This window comes from Curtobacterium sp. MCLR17_039, assembly GCF_003234745.1.
GTDB classification, from domain to species: domain Bacteria; phylum Actinomycetota; class Actinomycetes; order Actinomycetales; family Microbacteriaceae; genus Curtobacterium; species Curtobacterium flaccumfaciens.
This window is the reverse complement of record NZ_QKTF01000002.1, coordinates 157,075-172,020: the sequence shown is the minus strand read 5'-3', so window position 1 is coordinate 172,020 and position 14,946 is coordinate 157,075. Positions and strand designations below refer to the sequence as shown.

The following is a 14,946-nucleotide window of genomic DNA, read 5'->3' as shown; positions in this document are numbered from 1 at the left end:
AGTATGGCATGCCTTACCTAACGTCTCCAGGCCCCCGGAACGGTGCGAGGATCGTCCCCGTGTCCGAAGCCCCCGACGACGAATTCGCCGACCTGCCCGCCCTCGCCAGCGCGAGCGGCGTGCACGCGCCGCTCCGCGCCTCCAGGCAGGTGGTCCGCACCGCGGACGGGCAGGAGATCTCCGCCATCCGGTGGGGCGATGACGGCCAGGAGGCCCGGATCACCTACCTGCACGGGCTCGGCATCGACGCCCACAGCTTCGACACCACGGCACTCGCCGTGGGCGAGCCGGCGGTCGCCCTCGACCTGCCCGGCCACGGCCGGTCGTCGTGGCGGGAGGACGCGGACTACGCGGCGACCGCGACGGCGCCGAGCGTGCTCGCCGCGCTCGACGCGCTCGCGGTGCCGCCGGGCATCGTCGTCGGCCACTCGCTCGGCGCCATCCTGTCCGCTCGACTCGCGGCCACCGCGCCGGAGCGGGTGACCGGACTCGTGCTCGTCGACATGTCGCCGGACTTCGCGCAGCGTGCGGTGGACCGGATCGCCCGCGCGCTCGAGGCCGAGGAGCCGTTCGAATCGCTGGAGCAGGTCGTCGACCGGGCGATCGAGGCACGGGTCGGCGACGACCGGCAGGTGCTGCTGCGCGAGGCCCGGCACACGACGGCCCTCGGTGCGGACGGGCGGCTCGTGCGCCGCCACCACTTCCCGCACCTGCCCGCCGGGCGGACGTCGTCGGTGGGGCGCTTCGCCGATGCGTGGCCGGACCTCGAGGCACTGCGCGTGCCGATCCTGCTCGTCCGGGGTGACCGCGGGTACGTCTCCCCGAAGCTGCACGCCGGGTTCGCCGAACGCCTGCCGGACGCCGAGATCGTGACGGTCACCTCGCGGCACGCGGTGCAGAACCAGGCGCCCCTCGAACTGGCTTCGGCGATCCGGGCATGGGCCGAGCGGCACGGATTGTTGCACCCGATCGAAGAACCGTCGCCGGACGGCGCCAGCCGCCGGTACCCTCGTGCGAGCGCGAGGCCCGATCCCAGCCCTCGTGCCCGGAAGGAACCCACCACCCCATGAGTCCGCTCCTGCCCCGTCGCACCGCGCGCACCTCGCGCATCGGGCGCGCTGCCCTCGCCGCCACCGCGGTCGCCGTCGTCTCCGCCCTGGCACTGGCCGGCTGCTCCGGCTCGTCCGACACCACTGGCGGCAAGGACGCCACGGTGCGCGTCGGGCTGGTGCTCGAGCCGACGAGTCTCGACATCCGCACCCAGTCCGGGGCGGCGCTCGACCAGGTGCTCATCGACAACGTGTACCAGGGGCTCGTCGGCCGGACCGCCGACGGCGAGATCCGTGACGTGCTGGCCTCGTCGCACGAGGTCTCGGACGACGGCCTGACCTACACGTTCACGCTGCGGGACGGCACGACGTTCCAGGACGGCAAGCCGGTCACCGCGGCCGACGTCGTGTGGTCGCTCGAGCAGGTCAAGTCGAACGACTCGTACGTCGACTCCGCCAAGCTCGCGGGCGTCACGTCGATCACCTCGCCGTCGGACGACTCCGTCGTGCTGAAACTCGCGAAGCCGGACTCCGACCTGCTCTGGAACCTGACCGGCCGCTCCGGCCTGGTGCTCGAGAAGGCCGCGGACAACGACCTGTCCGACAGCGCGAACGGCACCGGTCCGTTCGAGGTGGCCGGCTGGAAGCAGGGCGACTCTCTGACCTTCGACCGCAACGAGGACTACTGGGGCACGAAGGCGAAGGTCGCGAAGATCGTCTTCCGGTACATCACGGACCCGTCGACCGCCGTCAACGCGATGGCGAACGGTGACCTCGACGTCCTGAACCCGGTCGACGGCACGCTCAAGAGCCAGCTGCAGGGCAACGCCGACATCGCACTGCACAGCGGCAAGACGACCGACAAGTACACGCTGGCGTTCAACAACCGCAAGGAACCGTTCACGGACGAGCGCGTGCGCCGGGCCATCCGGCAGGCGATCGACGCGAAGGCGCTCATCAAGGCGATCGGCGGCACCGGCGTGGAGCAGGGCGGCCCGATCCCGGAGCTCGACCCCGGCTACGAGGACCTCACCGACATCGACGCGTACGACCCCGCGAACGCCAAGAAGCTCCTGGCCGCCGCCGGCCAGCAGGACCTGAAGCTGACACTCACCTACGCGAACATCTACCCGACCACGATCGGCGACGTGCTGAAGTCGCAGCTCGCCGACGTCGGGATCACCCTGACGGTCAAGCGTGTCGACTTCGCCACCTGGCTGTCCTCGGTGTTCCAGGCACCGAAGTCCGGCGAGCGGGACTTCGACCTGTCGATGGTCGACCACGTCGAGGCCCGTGACTTCGGCAACTGGGCGAACCCGGACTACTACTTCGGCTACGACAACGCGGAGGTGCAGGCGCTCTACGCCCAGTCGATCGCGGCGACCGACGAGGCCACGAAGACCGAGGCACTCCGCAAGGCTGCACGCATCGTCAGCGAGGACGCGGCCGGCGAGTGGCTCTACACGGCGACCGAGATCACCGCGGTGCGCTCCGGCGTGACGGGCTTCCCGGTCGACGGCGGGAACTCGCGCCTCGACCTGGCGAAGCTCGCGGTCAAGTGAACCGGAGCGGCCGCGGCGGGGTGTCCGTCCCCGTAGCATCGGTGTCGTGACCCGGTTCCTCATCGGGCGGGTGCTCCTGCTCGTCGTCGGCCTGCTCGTGGCGAGCGTCATCATCTTCGCCACGCTCCGCGTGCTGCCCGGTGACGTCGCCCAGGTCGTCGCCGGCACGCAGTCGACCCCCGCACAGGTGGAACAGCTCCGGCAGCAGCTCGGACTCGACCGGCCCGTCGTGGTGCAGTACCTCGACTGGATCGGTGGGGTGTTCCGTGGTGACCTCGGCCGCTCCCTGGTGACGAACGGTGCCGTCGCGCCGGAGATCGCGCAGAAGCTCGCGATCACCCTGCCGCTCGCCGCGATGTCGCTGGCGACCGCACTGGTGATCGGCGTCCCGCTCGGGGTGGTCGCCGCGGTGCTCCGTCGCCGCCCGGGTGGTGCGGTGATCGGGTTCGCGGCGCAGGCGGTCGCCGCCGTGCCCGTCGTGTGGGCCGGCATGCTCCTCGTCGCCCTGTTCGCGGTGACGCTGCACTGGCTGCCGACGCAGGGCTTCCCGCTCGACGGCTGGTCGGAACCCGGGCGGGCGTTCGCGTCGCTCGTGCTGCCCGCGCTGACGATCGGTGCGGTCGAGGGCGCCGTGATCCTCCGGTTCACCCGGTCCGCCACGCTCTCCGTCCTCGACGCCGACCACCTGCGCACCGCCGCCGCCGTCGGACTCACCCGCACGCAGGCGCTGCTCCGCCACGGTCTGCCGAGCGTCGCCCTCACGGTGCTCGCCGTGCTCGGTGTCCAGATCGCCGGGCTGCTCGTCGGTGCCGTCGTCGTGGAGCAGCTGTTCTCCCTGCCCGGGGTGGGCCGGATGCTCGTGACCGACGTCGGCCGCCGCGACATCACGAAGGTGCAGTCGGAACTGCTCGTGCTCACCGGACTCGTGCTGCTCGTCGGGTTCGCCGTCGACGTCGTGCACCGCACCCTCGACCCCCGACAGCGCGAGGTGCAGGGATGATCCGCCGCCTGGTGTCCCGACCGACCGGGGTCTTCGCCGTCGTCGTGCTCGGCCTGCTGCTCGTGCTCGCCGCCGTGTCGCTCGTCTGGACACCGCAGAACCCGTTCCGCGCCGACCCGTTCCACCAGTGGGAGGGGCCGAGCGCCGCGCACTGGTTCGGCACCGACGCCGCCGGCCGCGACATCGCGAGCTACCTGCTCGCCGGCACCCGCACCACCGTGCTCGTCGCCGTCGGCTCCGGGGTGATCGCGAGCGTCGTCGGCATCGTCCTCACCGCGATCGGTTCGCTCACCGCCCGCTGGGTGCGCGAGGGCACCGCGGTCCTGCTCGACATCCTGGTGGCGTTCCCGACCCTGCTCACCGCGATGCTCCTGACCGCGGTGTTCGGCGGGTCGCTCGGCGTCGTGATCGTCAGCGTCGGGCTGTCCTTCGGCGTGACGATCGCCCGCGTGGCCCGCGGTGAGATCCGGCGGATCGCCCGCAGCGACTACGTGACCGCAGCGCGGGCGTCCGGCGTCGGCGGTGCCGGGGTGCTCTTCCGCCACCTGGTGCCGAACGCGGCGCCGCTGTTCACCGTGCAGCTGTCGCTCGCGATGGCCACGGCCGTGCTCGCCGAGGCCGGGCTGTCCTACCTGGGCTACGGCGCCGGGTCGGACACCGCGTCGTGGGGCAGCCTGCTGTCCGACCTGCAGACCTACATCGGGGTCCACCCCTGGAGTGCGACCTGGCCGGGAGCCGCCATCGCCCTCGTCGTCGCGGCACTGTCGTTGCTCGGCGACGCGGTGCGTGACGCCTCGGACCCGCGGCTGACGACGAGCGACCGCACGACGACGAGCGACCCCACGACGGCCGACGTCACCGCGAGCGACCGGAGCGCCGACCCGGCGACGACCACGCCGGGGGTGACCGCATGACCGACCACGCAGCCGGCCCCGCCGACACCGACCACGCCACCGGCCCCGCCCACGCCACCGCAGCCTCCGGGCTCGAGGTGCGCGGGTTGTCGGTCCGCATCACGGGGCGGACGATCCTCGACGACGTCAGCTTCACCGTGCCTCCCGGCCAGCGCGTCGGCGTGATCGGCGCGAGCGGATCCGGCAAGTCGATGACCTCGCTCGCCCTGATGGGCCTGGCGCCCACCGGCGCCGTCGTGACGGGCAGCGTCCGCCTGGACGGCACCGAACTCGTCGGCCTGCCCGACCGCGACCGCGCGCGGCACCGCGGCACGGGCATCGCGATGGTGTTCCAGGAGCCGGGGACGGCGCTCGACCCGCTGCGCCGGGTCGGCGCGCAGATCGCGGAGCCGCTCCGGCTGCACCGCGGGCTCGACCGGCGTGCGGCCCGCGCGGCGGCCGTCGACCTGGCGGCGTCCGTGGGCCTGCCCGACCCGGAGTCGCTGCTGCGGCAGTACCCGCACCAGTTGTCCGGCGGGCAGCGGCAGCGGATCTGCATCGCGATGGCGATGGCGGGCGAGCCGTCGTACCTGGTGGCCGACGAACCGACCACGGCGCTCGACGTCACCACCGAGGCCCGCATCCTCGACCTCTTCGAGCACCTGCCGGCGGGCATGGTGTTCGTCACCCACGACCTCGCCGTGCTCGCGCGCATCGCCGACACCGCCGTGGTGCTCGACGCCGGCCGAGTGGTCGAGCAGGGCCGCGTCGCGGACCTGCTCGCCGCACCGCAGCACCCCGCCACCGCCGCGCTCGTCGACGCCGCACGTGCCACCGCCAGGAGGACCGCCCCGTGACCCTCCCCGTCCTCGAGGCCACCGGTCTCCACCGCACCTACCGACTCCCCCGCCGCGGCCCGTTCGAGCCCGGTCCGGTCCGCACCGCCGTCGACGGTGTCGACCTGACGGTCGCCCCCGGCGCACGGCTCGGCATCGTCGGCGAATCGGGATCCGGCAAGTCCACGCTGGTCCGGCTGCTCGCCGGCCTGGAGGCCCCTTCCGCAGGCACCGTCGCCGCCTCCGGCCGTCCGGTGGTCGCGTCCCGGTCCGCGCGTGCGTTGCGCTGGTTCCGTCGCGAGACCGGGGTGGTGTTCCAGGACCCGTACGCGTCCCTCGACCCGCGGATGCGCGTCGGCGCGATCGTCGCCGAGCCGCTGCGGGCCCTGCGGGTCCCGGGCTCGCACGACGACCTGGTCCGTGCCGTGCTGGAGCGCGTCGACCTGCCCGCGGACACGGTCGACCGGTACCCGCACGAGTTCTCCGGCGGGCAGCGGCAGCGGATCGCGATCGCCCGGGCCGTGGTGCACTCGCCGCGGATCCTGTTCGGCGACGAGCCGATGAGCGCCCTCGACGTGGTGGTCCGCGCTCGGGTCATCGACCTGTTCCGGTCGCTCGCCGACGACCTCGGGCTGACGCTCGTACTGGTGTCGCACGACATCGGCGTCGTGCAGCGGCTGTGCGACACGGTCGCGGTGATGTCCGACGGCCGGATCGTCGAGCACGGGCCGGTGTCGCTCCTCGACGCGCCGCAGCACCCGGTGACGCGGGCGTTGGTGGAGGCGGCGCCGACGCTGCCGTAGGCGGGCTGCGCGGGGGTCGCGCGGGGACGGGTGCGGCGCCGGGTGCAGACGTGGAACGACACCGTCGACGTCGTACGACACCGACATCGTCGCCCGCACGCGCGTGCAACCGTTGCGGACGCGCTGGTGCGACAGGGTCGCTGTCGTACGACGACGACTTCGTCGCACCGGCTCGACGCACCCGACGCACCTCGACGCACCTGACGCACGAGCGCGCCGCGTGCGTCAGGCGGTCCAGGCAGCCGGGTGCCGCCGCTGCCAGCGCAACCGGCGCTCGAGCTGCGCGCCGATCGCGAGCAGGACGCGCTCGCCGCCGGGGCGTCCGATCAGCTGCACACCCATCGGCAGCCCGCCACCGTCGGGGTGGTCGTCCTCGGTCACGCCGACCGGCAGGGTGATCGCGGGGAGCCCGGACACGTTCGCCATCGACGTCCACGGTGAGTACGCGCACTGGCGGCGGAAGTCCTCGTCCGGGTCGTCGCCGTACCAACCGAGGGGCCGCGGCGTCATCGCGAGGGTCGGCGTGAGCACCGCGTCGAACCGGTCGAACGCGCCGATGAGCGTCGTCGAGAAGGTGTCGAGCGTCGTCATCGCGTCGAGGACCTGCGTGCCGGACAGTGCCCGTCCGCGTGCCACGAGCCACGCCACGAGGGGGGTCAGCGACGACAGGTCGATGCCGGGTACCTGCGGCAGGCGGGCGGCCGAGCTCTCCCACGCCACCCGGAACGCGTCGGCGTACGGCACACGGGGCATCCGGACGTCCTCGACGCCGTGCCCGACCTCGCCGAGCACCCGCACGGCGGTCTCCACGGCGGCCCGGGCCGCGGGGTCGACGACCACGTCGACGGTGTCGTCCCACGGTGAACCCTCGAGCACCCCGACGACGAACCGGCCCTCGCCGCGGACGGCGGCCGCGGTGAACGGCCCCTCGCCGACGTCGGGGGTGACGAGCGCGTAGGGCGACGGCTCGGGCAGCCCGGTCGGCGCGACCAGCGCGTCGAGGAGCATGCCCGCATCGGCGACGGACCGGGTGAGCGGCCCGGCGACGGACAGACCGCCGACGCCGGAGCGGCCGGGCATCGACGGCACGCGGCCGCGGCTCGGCTTCAGCCCGACCAGGCCGGTCGCCGCGGCGGGGATCCGCACCGATCCGCCGCCGTCCGAACCGACCGCGGCCGGCAACAGTCCGGCGGCGACGGCGACGGCCGCACCGCTCGACGACCCGCCCGGCGCGCGCGTGGTGTCGTAGGGGTTCCGCGTCACGCCGAGCCGGGTCTCGGACGACGAGGACATGCCGAACTCCGGTGACGCGGTCTTGCCGAGGCTGACGGTGCCGGCCGCGTCGAGCGCGGCGACGAGCGGGTGGTCGGCCGACGCGGGACGCTCCGGCAGGCTCGCGGTGCCGTTCCGCGTGGGGACGCCGGCGCGGTCGTACAGGTCCTTGTCGGCGGACGGGAGGCCCCACAACGGTCTCGACGTCGGCACCAGGTGGCCGAGGCGATCGGCTCGGGCCCGGGCAGCGTCCGCGGTGACCGTCACGAAGGCGCCGAGTCCGGCGTCCAGGCGTTCCACGCGGGACAGGTAGTGCTCGGTGACCTCGAGGGCGGTCGCCTCGCCCCGGCGGATCCAGTCCCAGAGTTCCTGTGCGGAGAGGTGGTGGAGTTCGAACACGGCTCCGAGCCTAGGCGGCGGTGGCCCGTATCCTTCGACGGTGGACACCACTCTCCCCTCCGGCACGACGAAGCGCCGGATCGAACTCCGGCTCGTCCGGCCCCTGTTCGCCTGGTTCGCCCGGCCGACCGTCACCGTCGACGGGGTGGGGCACCCGGCCCAGTGGGGCACCGGCACGTGGGCGGTGCCGGACGACGGCGACACGGTGATCGGCGTGTACCTGTTCAACCGCGCGTGGCGGTTCGGAGCGGCCTCGGTGTCGGTCGGCGGCGCGACGGCGCTGGACTACCGGGGCGGGCTGCTGCCGGTGGGTGCGGGTCGGCTGACGCCGCGGGGCTGAGGGTCGCGGCGGGCCGGGCAGGGTCTGCTCGGGCGACTACTCGAACATCTCGGCGAGGAGCGCGTGCGGGTCACCGTCGACCACGTGCGCCGATCGTCGCTCCGGCCAGTGCGTCGTGGCGTCGTCCGGCCAGCACGGCACGACGTGGAGGTGCAGGTGCGGCACGCTCTGGCCGGCGTCTGCACCCGATGCCTGCAGCACGACGGTCCCCGTCGCGCCGAGGGCACCCTTCATCGCACGGGCGACGCGCTGCGCCAGTGCCGTGGTGGCGGCGAGCGCCGTGGGTCCTGCACTGAGCAGGTCGGCGGTGTGCTCGACCGGCACGACCAGGGTGTGGCCGGGAGCCAGTGCCGAGTCGGGCAGGGGTGCGAAGGCGACGGCGTGCTCCTCGCGTTCGACCCACACGGCGGGTTCGTCACCGGCGATCACGGCACAGAAGACGCAGGAGTCCATCGGCCCAGTCTGCTGCACCCGGGGTGCCCGCTCCGCGTGGGACGATGGGCGCATGACCGCCACGCTCGTCGCCAAGGGCCTGTCCGGCGGGTACGCCGCTCGCACGCTGTTCGACTCCCTCGACCTGACGGTGGCGCCGGGCGACGTGATCGGGGTCGTCGGCGTGAACGGTGCCGGCAAGTCCACGCTGCTCCGGCTGCTGGCCGGGGTCGACGAGCCGCTGGCGGGCACGGTGTCCCTGGCGCCGACGGACGCGTTCGTGGGGTGGCTCCCCCAGGAGCACGAGCGCATCGCTGGCGAGACCGTCGCGGCGTACCTCGGGCGGCGGACCGGCTGCACCGAGGCGACCGTGGCGATGGACGCAGCGGCGGCGGCGCTCGGCGACCCCGATGCCGGCGACGCCGCGGCCGACCGGTACTCGGCGGCGCTCGACCGCTGGCTCGCCGCGGGGGCCGCGGATCTGGAGGACCGGATCCCGGCGGTGCTCGCCGACCTCGGCCTCGAACCCGGCACCGGCGACTCCGGTGCGGACGGCGTCGGCCCGGACTCCCTGATGACCGCGCTGTCCGGCGGGCAGGTCGCCCGCGTCGGGCTCGCCGCGCTGCTGCTCTCGCGGTTCGACATCGTCCTGCTCGACGAACCGACCAACGACCTCGACCTGGACGGCCTCGACCGGCTCGAGGCGTTCGTGCGCGGGCTGCGCGGCGGGGTGGTGCTCGTCAGCCACGACCGTGAGTTCCTGGCGCGCTCGGTGACCTCGGTGCTCGAGCTCGACCTGGCGCAGTCGTCGAACCGGCTGTTCGGCGGCGGGTACGACTCGTTCCTCGAGGAGCGCGAGATCGCCCGGCAGCACAAGCGTGACGCGTACGACGAGTTCGCGTCGACGAAGGCCGACCTGGTGTCGCGGGCACGGACGCAGCGCGAGTGGTCGAGCCAGGGTGTCCGGAACGCCATGAAGAAGAGCCCGGACAATGACAAGATCCGCCGCCGTGCCGCCTCGGAGTCGAGTGAGAAGCAGGCGCAGAAGGTCCGGCAGATGGAGTCCCGCATCGCCCGGCTCGACGAGGTCGAGGAGCCCCGTAAGGAGTGGCAGCTCGGGTTCACGATCGGCAGTGCACCCCGGTCGTCGGCCGTCGTCGCGACGCTGTCGGACGCCACGTTCACCCAGGGCGACTTCACCCTCGGCCCGGTCTCGCTGCAGGTCGACGGCGGTGACCGGATCGGCATCACCGGTCCGAACGGCGCCGGCAAGTCGACCCTGCTGCGGGCGCTGCTCGGCAAGCAGGCGCCGACGACGGGAACGGCCTCACTCGGCTCGAGCGTGGCGGTCGGCGAGGTCGACCAGGCGCGTGCGGCGTTCACCGGCGACCAGCCCCTGGCAGCGGCGTTCGAGGCGATCGTGCCCGAGTACACCACCGCCGACGTCCGGACGCTGCTCGCGAAGTTCGGGCTGAAGGCGGACCACGTCGGCCGACCGGCCTCGGCGCTCTCCCCCGGCGAGCGCACGCGGGCCGGGCTCGCACTGCTGCAGGCCCGCGGGGTGAACGTGCTCGTGCTCGACGAGCCGACCAACCACCTCGACCTGACCGCGATCGAGCAGCTCGAGCAGGCGCTGGAGTCCTACGACGGGACCCTGCTGCTCGTCACACACGACCGGCGCATGCTGGAGACCGTCCGACTCGACCGGCAGTGGCGGGTCGAGGGCGGCACCGTCACCGAACGCTGACGGATCGACCGAGGGGGACGCACCATGCGACGCAGGACCTGGATCGCGACGACCGCCGGGGTGGTGGTGCTCGCCGTCGCCGCCGTCGTGGTGGGGGTGACCGTCGGGTCGCCGGCACCGGAGCCGACCCGGGCGGCGCGGGCGACGACGACTCCGACCCCGAGCGCCACGCCGACCCCGACGCTCGCGGCCGTCCCCGCCGCTCCGTCCGACGCGACCCTGGCCGCGCTGCCGTTGGCGTTCCACGACGCCGTCGTGCCGCAGTTGCTCGACGGCGGGGACGTGGAGCCCGAGGACACCTGGCAGATCGCGACCCCGCGCACGCCGCTCGTCGCCCTGTACGCGAGCCCGTCCGGCGGTGCCCGACCGGTGGCGACCCTGTCCCACCTGGTGTCGACGATCAACCGGCCCGCGGCGACCGCGGTGTGGGGTCGCTCCCCCGGCCGGGACGGCGGGATGCTCCTGGTGTCGACGCCGTCCCGCAACCGCACCCCCGGTGACGGCGGCGACCCGGACGCGCCGAGCGCGACGTTCGCCTGGGCCCGGGCGGCCGACTTCACCGTGACGGGGACCGACCGGATGATCCGGGTCGACGTCGCCGCCAGCACGGTGTCCGTCGTCACCCGGTCGGGCAAGGTCACCGCGACCGAGGCCGCCCGGCTCGGGACGCCGGAGGACCCCACACCGGCCGACACCGCCACCTACGTCGAGGCGGCGTACGTCGACACCCGCGTCGCGTACACGCAGGGCAACCCGATCATCCTGACCGGGGCGCACTCGTCCCGGATCCCGTCGTACGGCGGCAACGCTGCGCTGACCGCGTTGCACTACTACCCGGACCCGACCGGCAGCTCGCACGGCTGCGTCCGGATCTCGGCGGAGATGACCCGCACCCTGGCGGCGCTGCCCGTCGGCACCCCGATCCGGTTTGACTGAGAGGGGGTCGACCGAGACCGGGTCAGTGGAAGGGGCAGCGGCCCCGGACCTCGCCACCCGAGGCCGGCTTCGTCGGCAGCCGGCGGCGGTCCACCTGCAGCCCGTCGTCGAGGATCGTCAGCCGCGGGTCACTCAGCACCGAGACCGCGGCCGCGAGTGCGGCGACGGCGACCTTCTCGCCGGGGCACCGGTGTCCCGTGGCGACGTCGGCGCCGCCGTGCGGGACGAACGTCGTGATCGCCTCGAAGTCGTCCACGCCGAGGAACCGCGACGGGTCGAAGTCGCCCGCACGGTCCCACGAGCGCTCGTCGGTGTCCGTCCCGGTGATGTCGAGCACCACGCGCCCGCCGGCGGGCAGGTGCTGGCCGTCCAGTTCGACGTCCGTGGTGGCCCAGGCGGGCAGCATCGGCACGAACGGCGCCGTCCGGCGGATCTCCTGCGCGAAGGCCACGGCGAGCGGGCCGTCGACGCGCGGATCCTCGACGCGCGACCCGTCAGCGGTGTCGGCCGCCGCGCTCTCGGCGGCGATCCGTGCCCGCCACTCCGGCCGGTCGTGCAGTTCCTTCGCCGCGAATGCCACGAACCGGGCCACCGCGATGGCCGGCCGGATGCTGTTCTGCAGTTCGATGCCGGCCAGCCGCGCCGGCAGCAGCACCCCGGAGCGGTCCCGGTGCCACGCCCACTCGTGCAGGGCGGTGTGCGGCTCGGGGGTCAAGCGGCCACCGCGCACGGCCTCGACCAGCCGCCGGGCATGCCGGTCCGACCAGTGCCGGTTCAGGACGGCCTGCAGGTACTCGGGTGAGTACGGCACCCCGAAGCCGTCGACGACCTGGGCGAGCCGTGCCGCCCACCGGGTCTTCGCCGACGGCGTCCCCGGTAGTCCGGCCCAGCGCATGACCGCGCGGCCGATCGCGCCGACGGCCGCGTCGTACGCCGACCGGGTGCCGCCGGCGAGCCAGGCGTCGCGTTCGGTCGCCCACTCCCGGGTCAGCAGGGGCGCGAGCCGCCGGACCTGCTCGTCCTCGTACGCGACGTCGACGAAGGTCGCCTTGCGGTGGTGGTGCTCCGCCCCGTCGAGGCTGTGCACCGACCCGACACCGAACAGCGTCCGCTGCACGATGGCCGGCATCGCGCCGTGGCGTGCCGTGCGGTCGCCGTCGTAGAACAGCGCGACGCCCTCGGCACCACGCACGAGCAGCGCCGGACGTCCGAGCAGTCGGAAGCCCACGGCCCGTGCCCCCGACCGGGTCCGGCGCCACAGGTGGGCACCGAACCCGTAGCCGCGGGTCAGGAGCGAGAGGGAGTCGTCGATCGCCATTCGGCCATGCTGCCGAGCGCCGCCCGATCAGGCTCTCGGGATCCTGACCAGTCCGAGCCGCGCCACGACCTCGGCGCTCTCCTCTTCGGGGGTGCGGTCGGCGGCGATCGTCAGGTGGGCCTCGTCGGGCTGCGGCGGCTCGAGCGTGGCGAGCTGCGACTGCAGCAGCGACGTCGGCATGAAGTGCCCGGAACGCTGCGACATCCGCTCCTCGATGAGCGCGCCGTCACCGGCCACGTGCACGAACACCACCCCGGGGGCCCGCAGCACGTCGCGGTACGAGCGCTTCAGGGCCGAGCAGGTCACGACGCCGTTCGTGCCGGCGTCCAGGTGTCCGCGGATCCAGCCGGCGACGACGTCGAGCCACGGCCAGCGGTCCTCGTCGGTGAGCGGGGTGCCGGCGTGCATCTTGTCGACGTTCGCCGGCGGGTGCATGGCGTCGCCCTCGGCGAACTCCCACCCCACCTGCTCCGCCACCATGGCGGCGACGGTCGACTTGCCGGACCCGGAGACCCCCATCACCACCAGGACACGTGCGTCCAGCCCGGCGTCGGCCGCCCCGGCAGCTGCGGCCGCACCGAGGTCTGCTGCGCCGCTCATCGGATGAACACCCCGGCCAGCAGGACCCCGAGCAGACCGAACACCGAGATGAGGCACTCGAGCACCGTCCACGTCTTGAACGTCTGCCCCACCGTGGTGCCGAGGTACCCCTTCACCAGCCAGAACCCGGCGTCGTTCACGTGCGACAGGAACACGGAGCCTGCACCGATCGCGAGCACGAGCAGCGACGTCATCGGCGTCGACAGGTCGGCGGCGATCGGCGCCATGATGCCGGCGGCGGTCACGGTGGCGACCGTGGCCGACCCGGTCGCCACGCGGACCAGTGCCGAGACGACCCAGGCGACGAGCAGCACCGAGACGCCGGAGTCCTTGACGGCGTCGGCGATCACGCCGCCGATGCCGGTGTCGATGAGCACCTGCTTGAAGCCACCGCCGGCACCGACGATGAGCAGCACCCCGGCGATCGGGGGCAGCGCGCTCTCGAGCGACTTCGACACCGCCGAGCGGTCCATGCCACCGCCGATCGCGAAGAAGACCATCGCGTAGACGGCCGCTATGCCGATGGCGATCATCGGCGAGCCGAGGAAGTCGAGCAGGCTCACCCACGAGCCGGCGGCGTCGGGGGCGGTGGCCTCACGGATCGCCTGGGCGAGCATGAGCACGACCGGCAGCAGGATGCCGATCAGGGCGACGGTGAACGACGGGCTGCGCGGCTCGCTGATGACGCGCGTGAAGTCGCTCTTGCCGTTGGGCAGGGACGCGGTGTCCTGCGTGGCGGGGCCGCGCCGGGCCTCCCGTCCGGGGTGTGCCGGGTCGTCGGCGAAGGAGGCGGACCCGGAACCCGACCCCGAACCCGGGCCGGCGGTGGCGACCGCCCCACGCGACCCGAACATGTCGGGGACGGGGATGTCGACCCAGCGGGCCGCGAACCGGGCGAAGAGCGGGCCGGCCAGGATGATCACCGGGATCGCCAGCACGATGCCGAAGGCGAGCGTGGTGCCGAGGTTCGCACCGACGGTGGAGATCGCGACGAGCGGCCCGGGGTGCGGCGGGACGAACGCGTGCATCGTCGACAGGCCGACCAGTGCGGGGACGGCGATCCTCATGATCGGCACCTCGCTCCGCTTGGCGACCAGCACGATGATCGGGATGAGCAGGACGAGCCCGACCTCGAAGAACATCGGCAGCCCGATGAGCGCCCCGATCAGGGCCATCGTCCACGGCAGCGCCGCCTTCGACGACTTGCGCACCAGGGTGTCCACGACGCGGTCCGCTGCGCCGGAGTCGACAAGCATCTTGCCGAACATCGCCCCGAGCCCGACCAGGATGCCGACACTCGTCATGGTCGCGCCGAAGCCGTCGCCGAAGCTCGTGACCGCCTTGTCCGGCGCCAGGCCCGCGCCGATCCCGACGCCGAGCGCGCCGATCGTGAGCGCGATGAACGGGTGCACCTTGAGCCAGGTGATGAGCGCGATGATCACCACGATGCCGACGAGCGCCGCGATGATCAGCTGCGGGATCGAACCGGACGGGTCGACCGTCTCGGTGGTGCCACCCGCGGCGAGCAGGTGGTTCGGGAGAGCGTGAGGCATCAGCGCCCCTTCCTGGAGTCGCTGCTGCGCGGCTCCGTCGCCTTCGTGTCGAGGGTGGACTGGCGCGACGAACGCCGACCCTCAATAATCTGATTAATCAGACTATACGACGTCGTCCCGCGCGCCAACCGCCCGTCTCCGGAGTCTGCCGCTTCGATGGGACCGGCGTCACGACGACCGCGTGACCCGTACTGCACGGAGGAAAC

Annotated in this window: 14 protein-coding genes; 9 read left to right on the top strand and 5 right to left on the bottom strand. The window is 73.3% G+C overall.

The annotated features are described in order from the left end of the window. Positions 1-59 precede the first annotated feature (59 nt). The 6 genes from DEJ00_RS02780 to DEJ00_RS02755 are packed head-to-tail and all read left to right on the top strand — an operon-like array spanning position 60 to position 6,143. Positions 60-1,070: an alpha/beta fold hydrolase gene (locus DEJ00_RS02780; RefSeq protein WP_181440071.1), complete on the top strand. Its 1,011-nt coding sequence runs from the start codon at positions 60-62 to the stop codon at positions 1,068-1,070. After that, positions 1,067-2,611, top strand: coding sequence for an ABC transporter substrate-binding protein (locus tag DEJ00_RS02775; RefSeq protein WP_111056359.1), 1,545 nt, complete (start codon positions 1,067-1,069; stop codon positions 2,609-2,611). Before DEJ00_RS02780 ends, DEJ00_RS02775 begins: the two co-directional genes overlap by 4 nt. 46 nt (positions 2,612-2,657) lie before the next feature. Beyond that, entirely contained in the window at positions 2,658-3,611 is a 954-nt protein-coding gene (locus tag DEJ00_RS02770) for an ABC transporter permease (RefSeq protein WP_071404591.1), read from the top strand. Continuing rightward, positions 3,608-4,525: an ABC transporter permease gene (locus tag DEJ00_RS02765; RefSeq protein ID WP_111056358.1), complete on the top strand. Its 918-nt coding sequence runs from the start codon at positions 3,608-3,610 to the stop codon at positions 4,523-4,525. Before DEJ00_RS02770 ends, DEJ00_RS02765 begins: the two co-directional genes overlap by 4 nt. After that, the gene (locus DEJ00_RS02760; protein ID WP_181440070.1) at positions 4,522-5,361 is read left to right on the top strand and encodes an ABC transporter ATP-binding protein; all 840 of its coding nucleotides are present in this window, start codon (positions 4,522-4,524) and stop codon (positions 5,359-5,361) included. The genes DEJ00_RS02765 and DEJ00_RS02760 overlap by 4 nt, the downstream gene beginning before the upstream one ends. Continuing rightward, complete coding sequence (locus tag DEJ00_RS02755) at positions 5,358-6,143, top strand: ABC transporter ATP-binding protein (RefSeq protein WP_111056357.1); 786 nt, start codon at positions 5,358-5,360, stop codon at positions 6,141-6,143. Before DEJ00_RS02760 ends, DEJ00_RS02755 begins: the two co-directional genes overlap by 4 nt. A 225-nt stretch (positions 6,144-6,368) precedes the next feature. Here the strand turns inward: DEJ00_RS02755 and DEJ00_RS02750 are convergent, their stop codons facing one another. Beyond that, entirely contained in the window at positions 6,369-7,814 is a 1,446-nt protein-coding gene (locus DEJ00_RS02750) for an amidase (RefSeq protein WP_111056356.1), read from the bottom strand. A gap of 40 nt (positions 7,815-7,854) precedes the next feature. Here DEJ00_RS02750 and DEJ00_RS02745 point away from each other — a divergent pair, with 40 nt between their 5' ends. Continuing rightward, positions 7,855-8,154, top strand: coding sequence for a hypothetical protein (locus DEJ00_RS02745; RefSeq protein WP_027465808.1), 300 nt, complete (start codon positions 7,855-7,857; stop codon positions 8,152-8,154). 36 nt (positions 8,155-8,190) lie between these two features. Here the strand turns inward: DEJ00_RS02745 and DEJ00_RS02740 are convergent, their stop codons facing one another. Further along, complete coding sequence (locus DEJ00_RS02740) at positions 8,191-8,607, bottom strand: HIT family protein (RefSeq protein ID WP_110864029.1); 417 nt, start codon at positions 8,605-8,607, stop codon at positions 8,191-8,193. Positions 8,608-8,659: 52 nt separating this feature from the next. On the opposite strand from DEJ00_RS02740, the gene DEJ00_RS02735 reads away from it, so the two are divergent. After that, a complete protein-coding gene (locus tag DEJ00_RS02735) occupies positions 8,660-10,333 on the top strand; it encodes an ABC-F family ATP-binding cassette domain-containing protein (RefSeq protein ID WP_111056355.1) in 1,674 nt (557 codons plus the stop codon). A gap of 24 nt (positions 10,334-10,357) precedes the next feature. Continuing rightward, entirely contained in the window at positions 10,358-11,269 is a 912-nt protein-coding gene (locus tag DEJ00_RS02730) for a L,D-transpeptidase (RefSeq protein ID WP_111056354.1), read from the top strand. 22 nt (positions 11,270-11,291) lie between these two features. Here the strand turns inward: DEJ00_RS02730 and DEJ00_RS02725 are convergent, their stop codons facing one another. Genes DEJ00_RS02725 through DEJ00_RS02715 form a run of 3 tightly spaced genes read right to left on the bottom strand, consistent with a single transcriptional unit; the run spans position 11,292 to position 14,740 of the window. After that, positions 11,292-12,587, bottom strand: a complete 1,296-nt coding sequence (locus tag DEJ00_RS02725; protein WP_111056353.1) for a cytochrome P450 — start codon at positions 12,585-12,587, stop codon at positions 11,292-11,294. A gap of 27 nt (positions 12,588-12,614) precedes the next feature. Beyond that, positions 12,615-13,187, bottom strand: coding sequence for a gluconokinase (locus DEJ00_RS02720; RefSeq protein WP_111056352.1), 573 nt, complete (start codon positions 13,185-13,187; stop codon positions 12,615-12,617). Next, positions 13,184-14,740: a GntP family permease gene (locus tag DEJ00_RS02715; protein ID WP_220038835.1), complete on the bottom strand. Its 1,557-nt coding sequence runs from the start codon at positions 14,738-14,740 to the stop codon at positions 13,184-13,186. The genes DEJ00_RS02720 and DEJ00_RS02715 overlap by 4 nt, the downstream gene beginning before the upstream one ends. Between the last annotated feature and the right edge of the window lie 206 nt (positions 14,741-14,946).

Coding starts and splice junctions, on each gene's coding strand:
- DEJ00_RS02760 (WP_181440070.1), top strand. CDS start 4,522: ATGACCGACCACGCAGCCGGCCCCGCCGACACCGACCACGCCACCGGC.
- DEJ00_RS02725 (WP_111056353.1), bottom strand. CDS start 12,587: ATGGCGATCGACGACTCCCTCTCGCTCCTGACCCGCGGCTACGGGTTC.
- DEJ00_RS02775 (WP_111056359.1), top strand. CDS start 1,067: ATGAGTCCGCTCCTGCCCCGTCGCACCGCGCGCACCTCGCGCATCGGG.
- DEJ00_RS02735 (WP_111056355.1), top strand. CDS start 8,660: ATGACCGCCACGCTCGTCGCCAAGGGCCTGTCCGGCGGGTACGCCGCT.
- DEJ00_RS02730 (WP_111056354.1), top strand. CDS start 10,358: ATGCGACGCAGGACCTGGATCGCGACGACCGCCGGGGTGGTGGTGCTC.
- DEJ00_RS02720 (WP_111056352.1), bottom strand. CDS start 13,187: ATGAGCGGCGCAGCAGACCTCGGTGCGGCCGCAGCTGCCGGGGCGGCC.
- DEJ00_RS02740 (WP_110864029.1), bottom strand. CDS start 8,607: ATGGACTCCTGCGTCTTCTGTGCCGTGATCGCCGGTGACGAACCCGCC.
- DEJ00_RS02765 (WP_111056358.1), top strand. CDS start 3,608: ATGATCCGCCGCCTGGTGTCCCGACCGACCGGGGTCTTCGCCGTCGTC.
- DEJ00_RS02715 (WP_220038835.1), bottom strand. CDS start 14,740: ATGCCTCACGCTCTCCCGAACCACCTGCTCGCCGCGGGTGGCACCACC.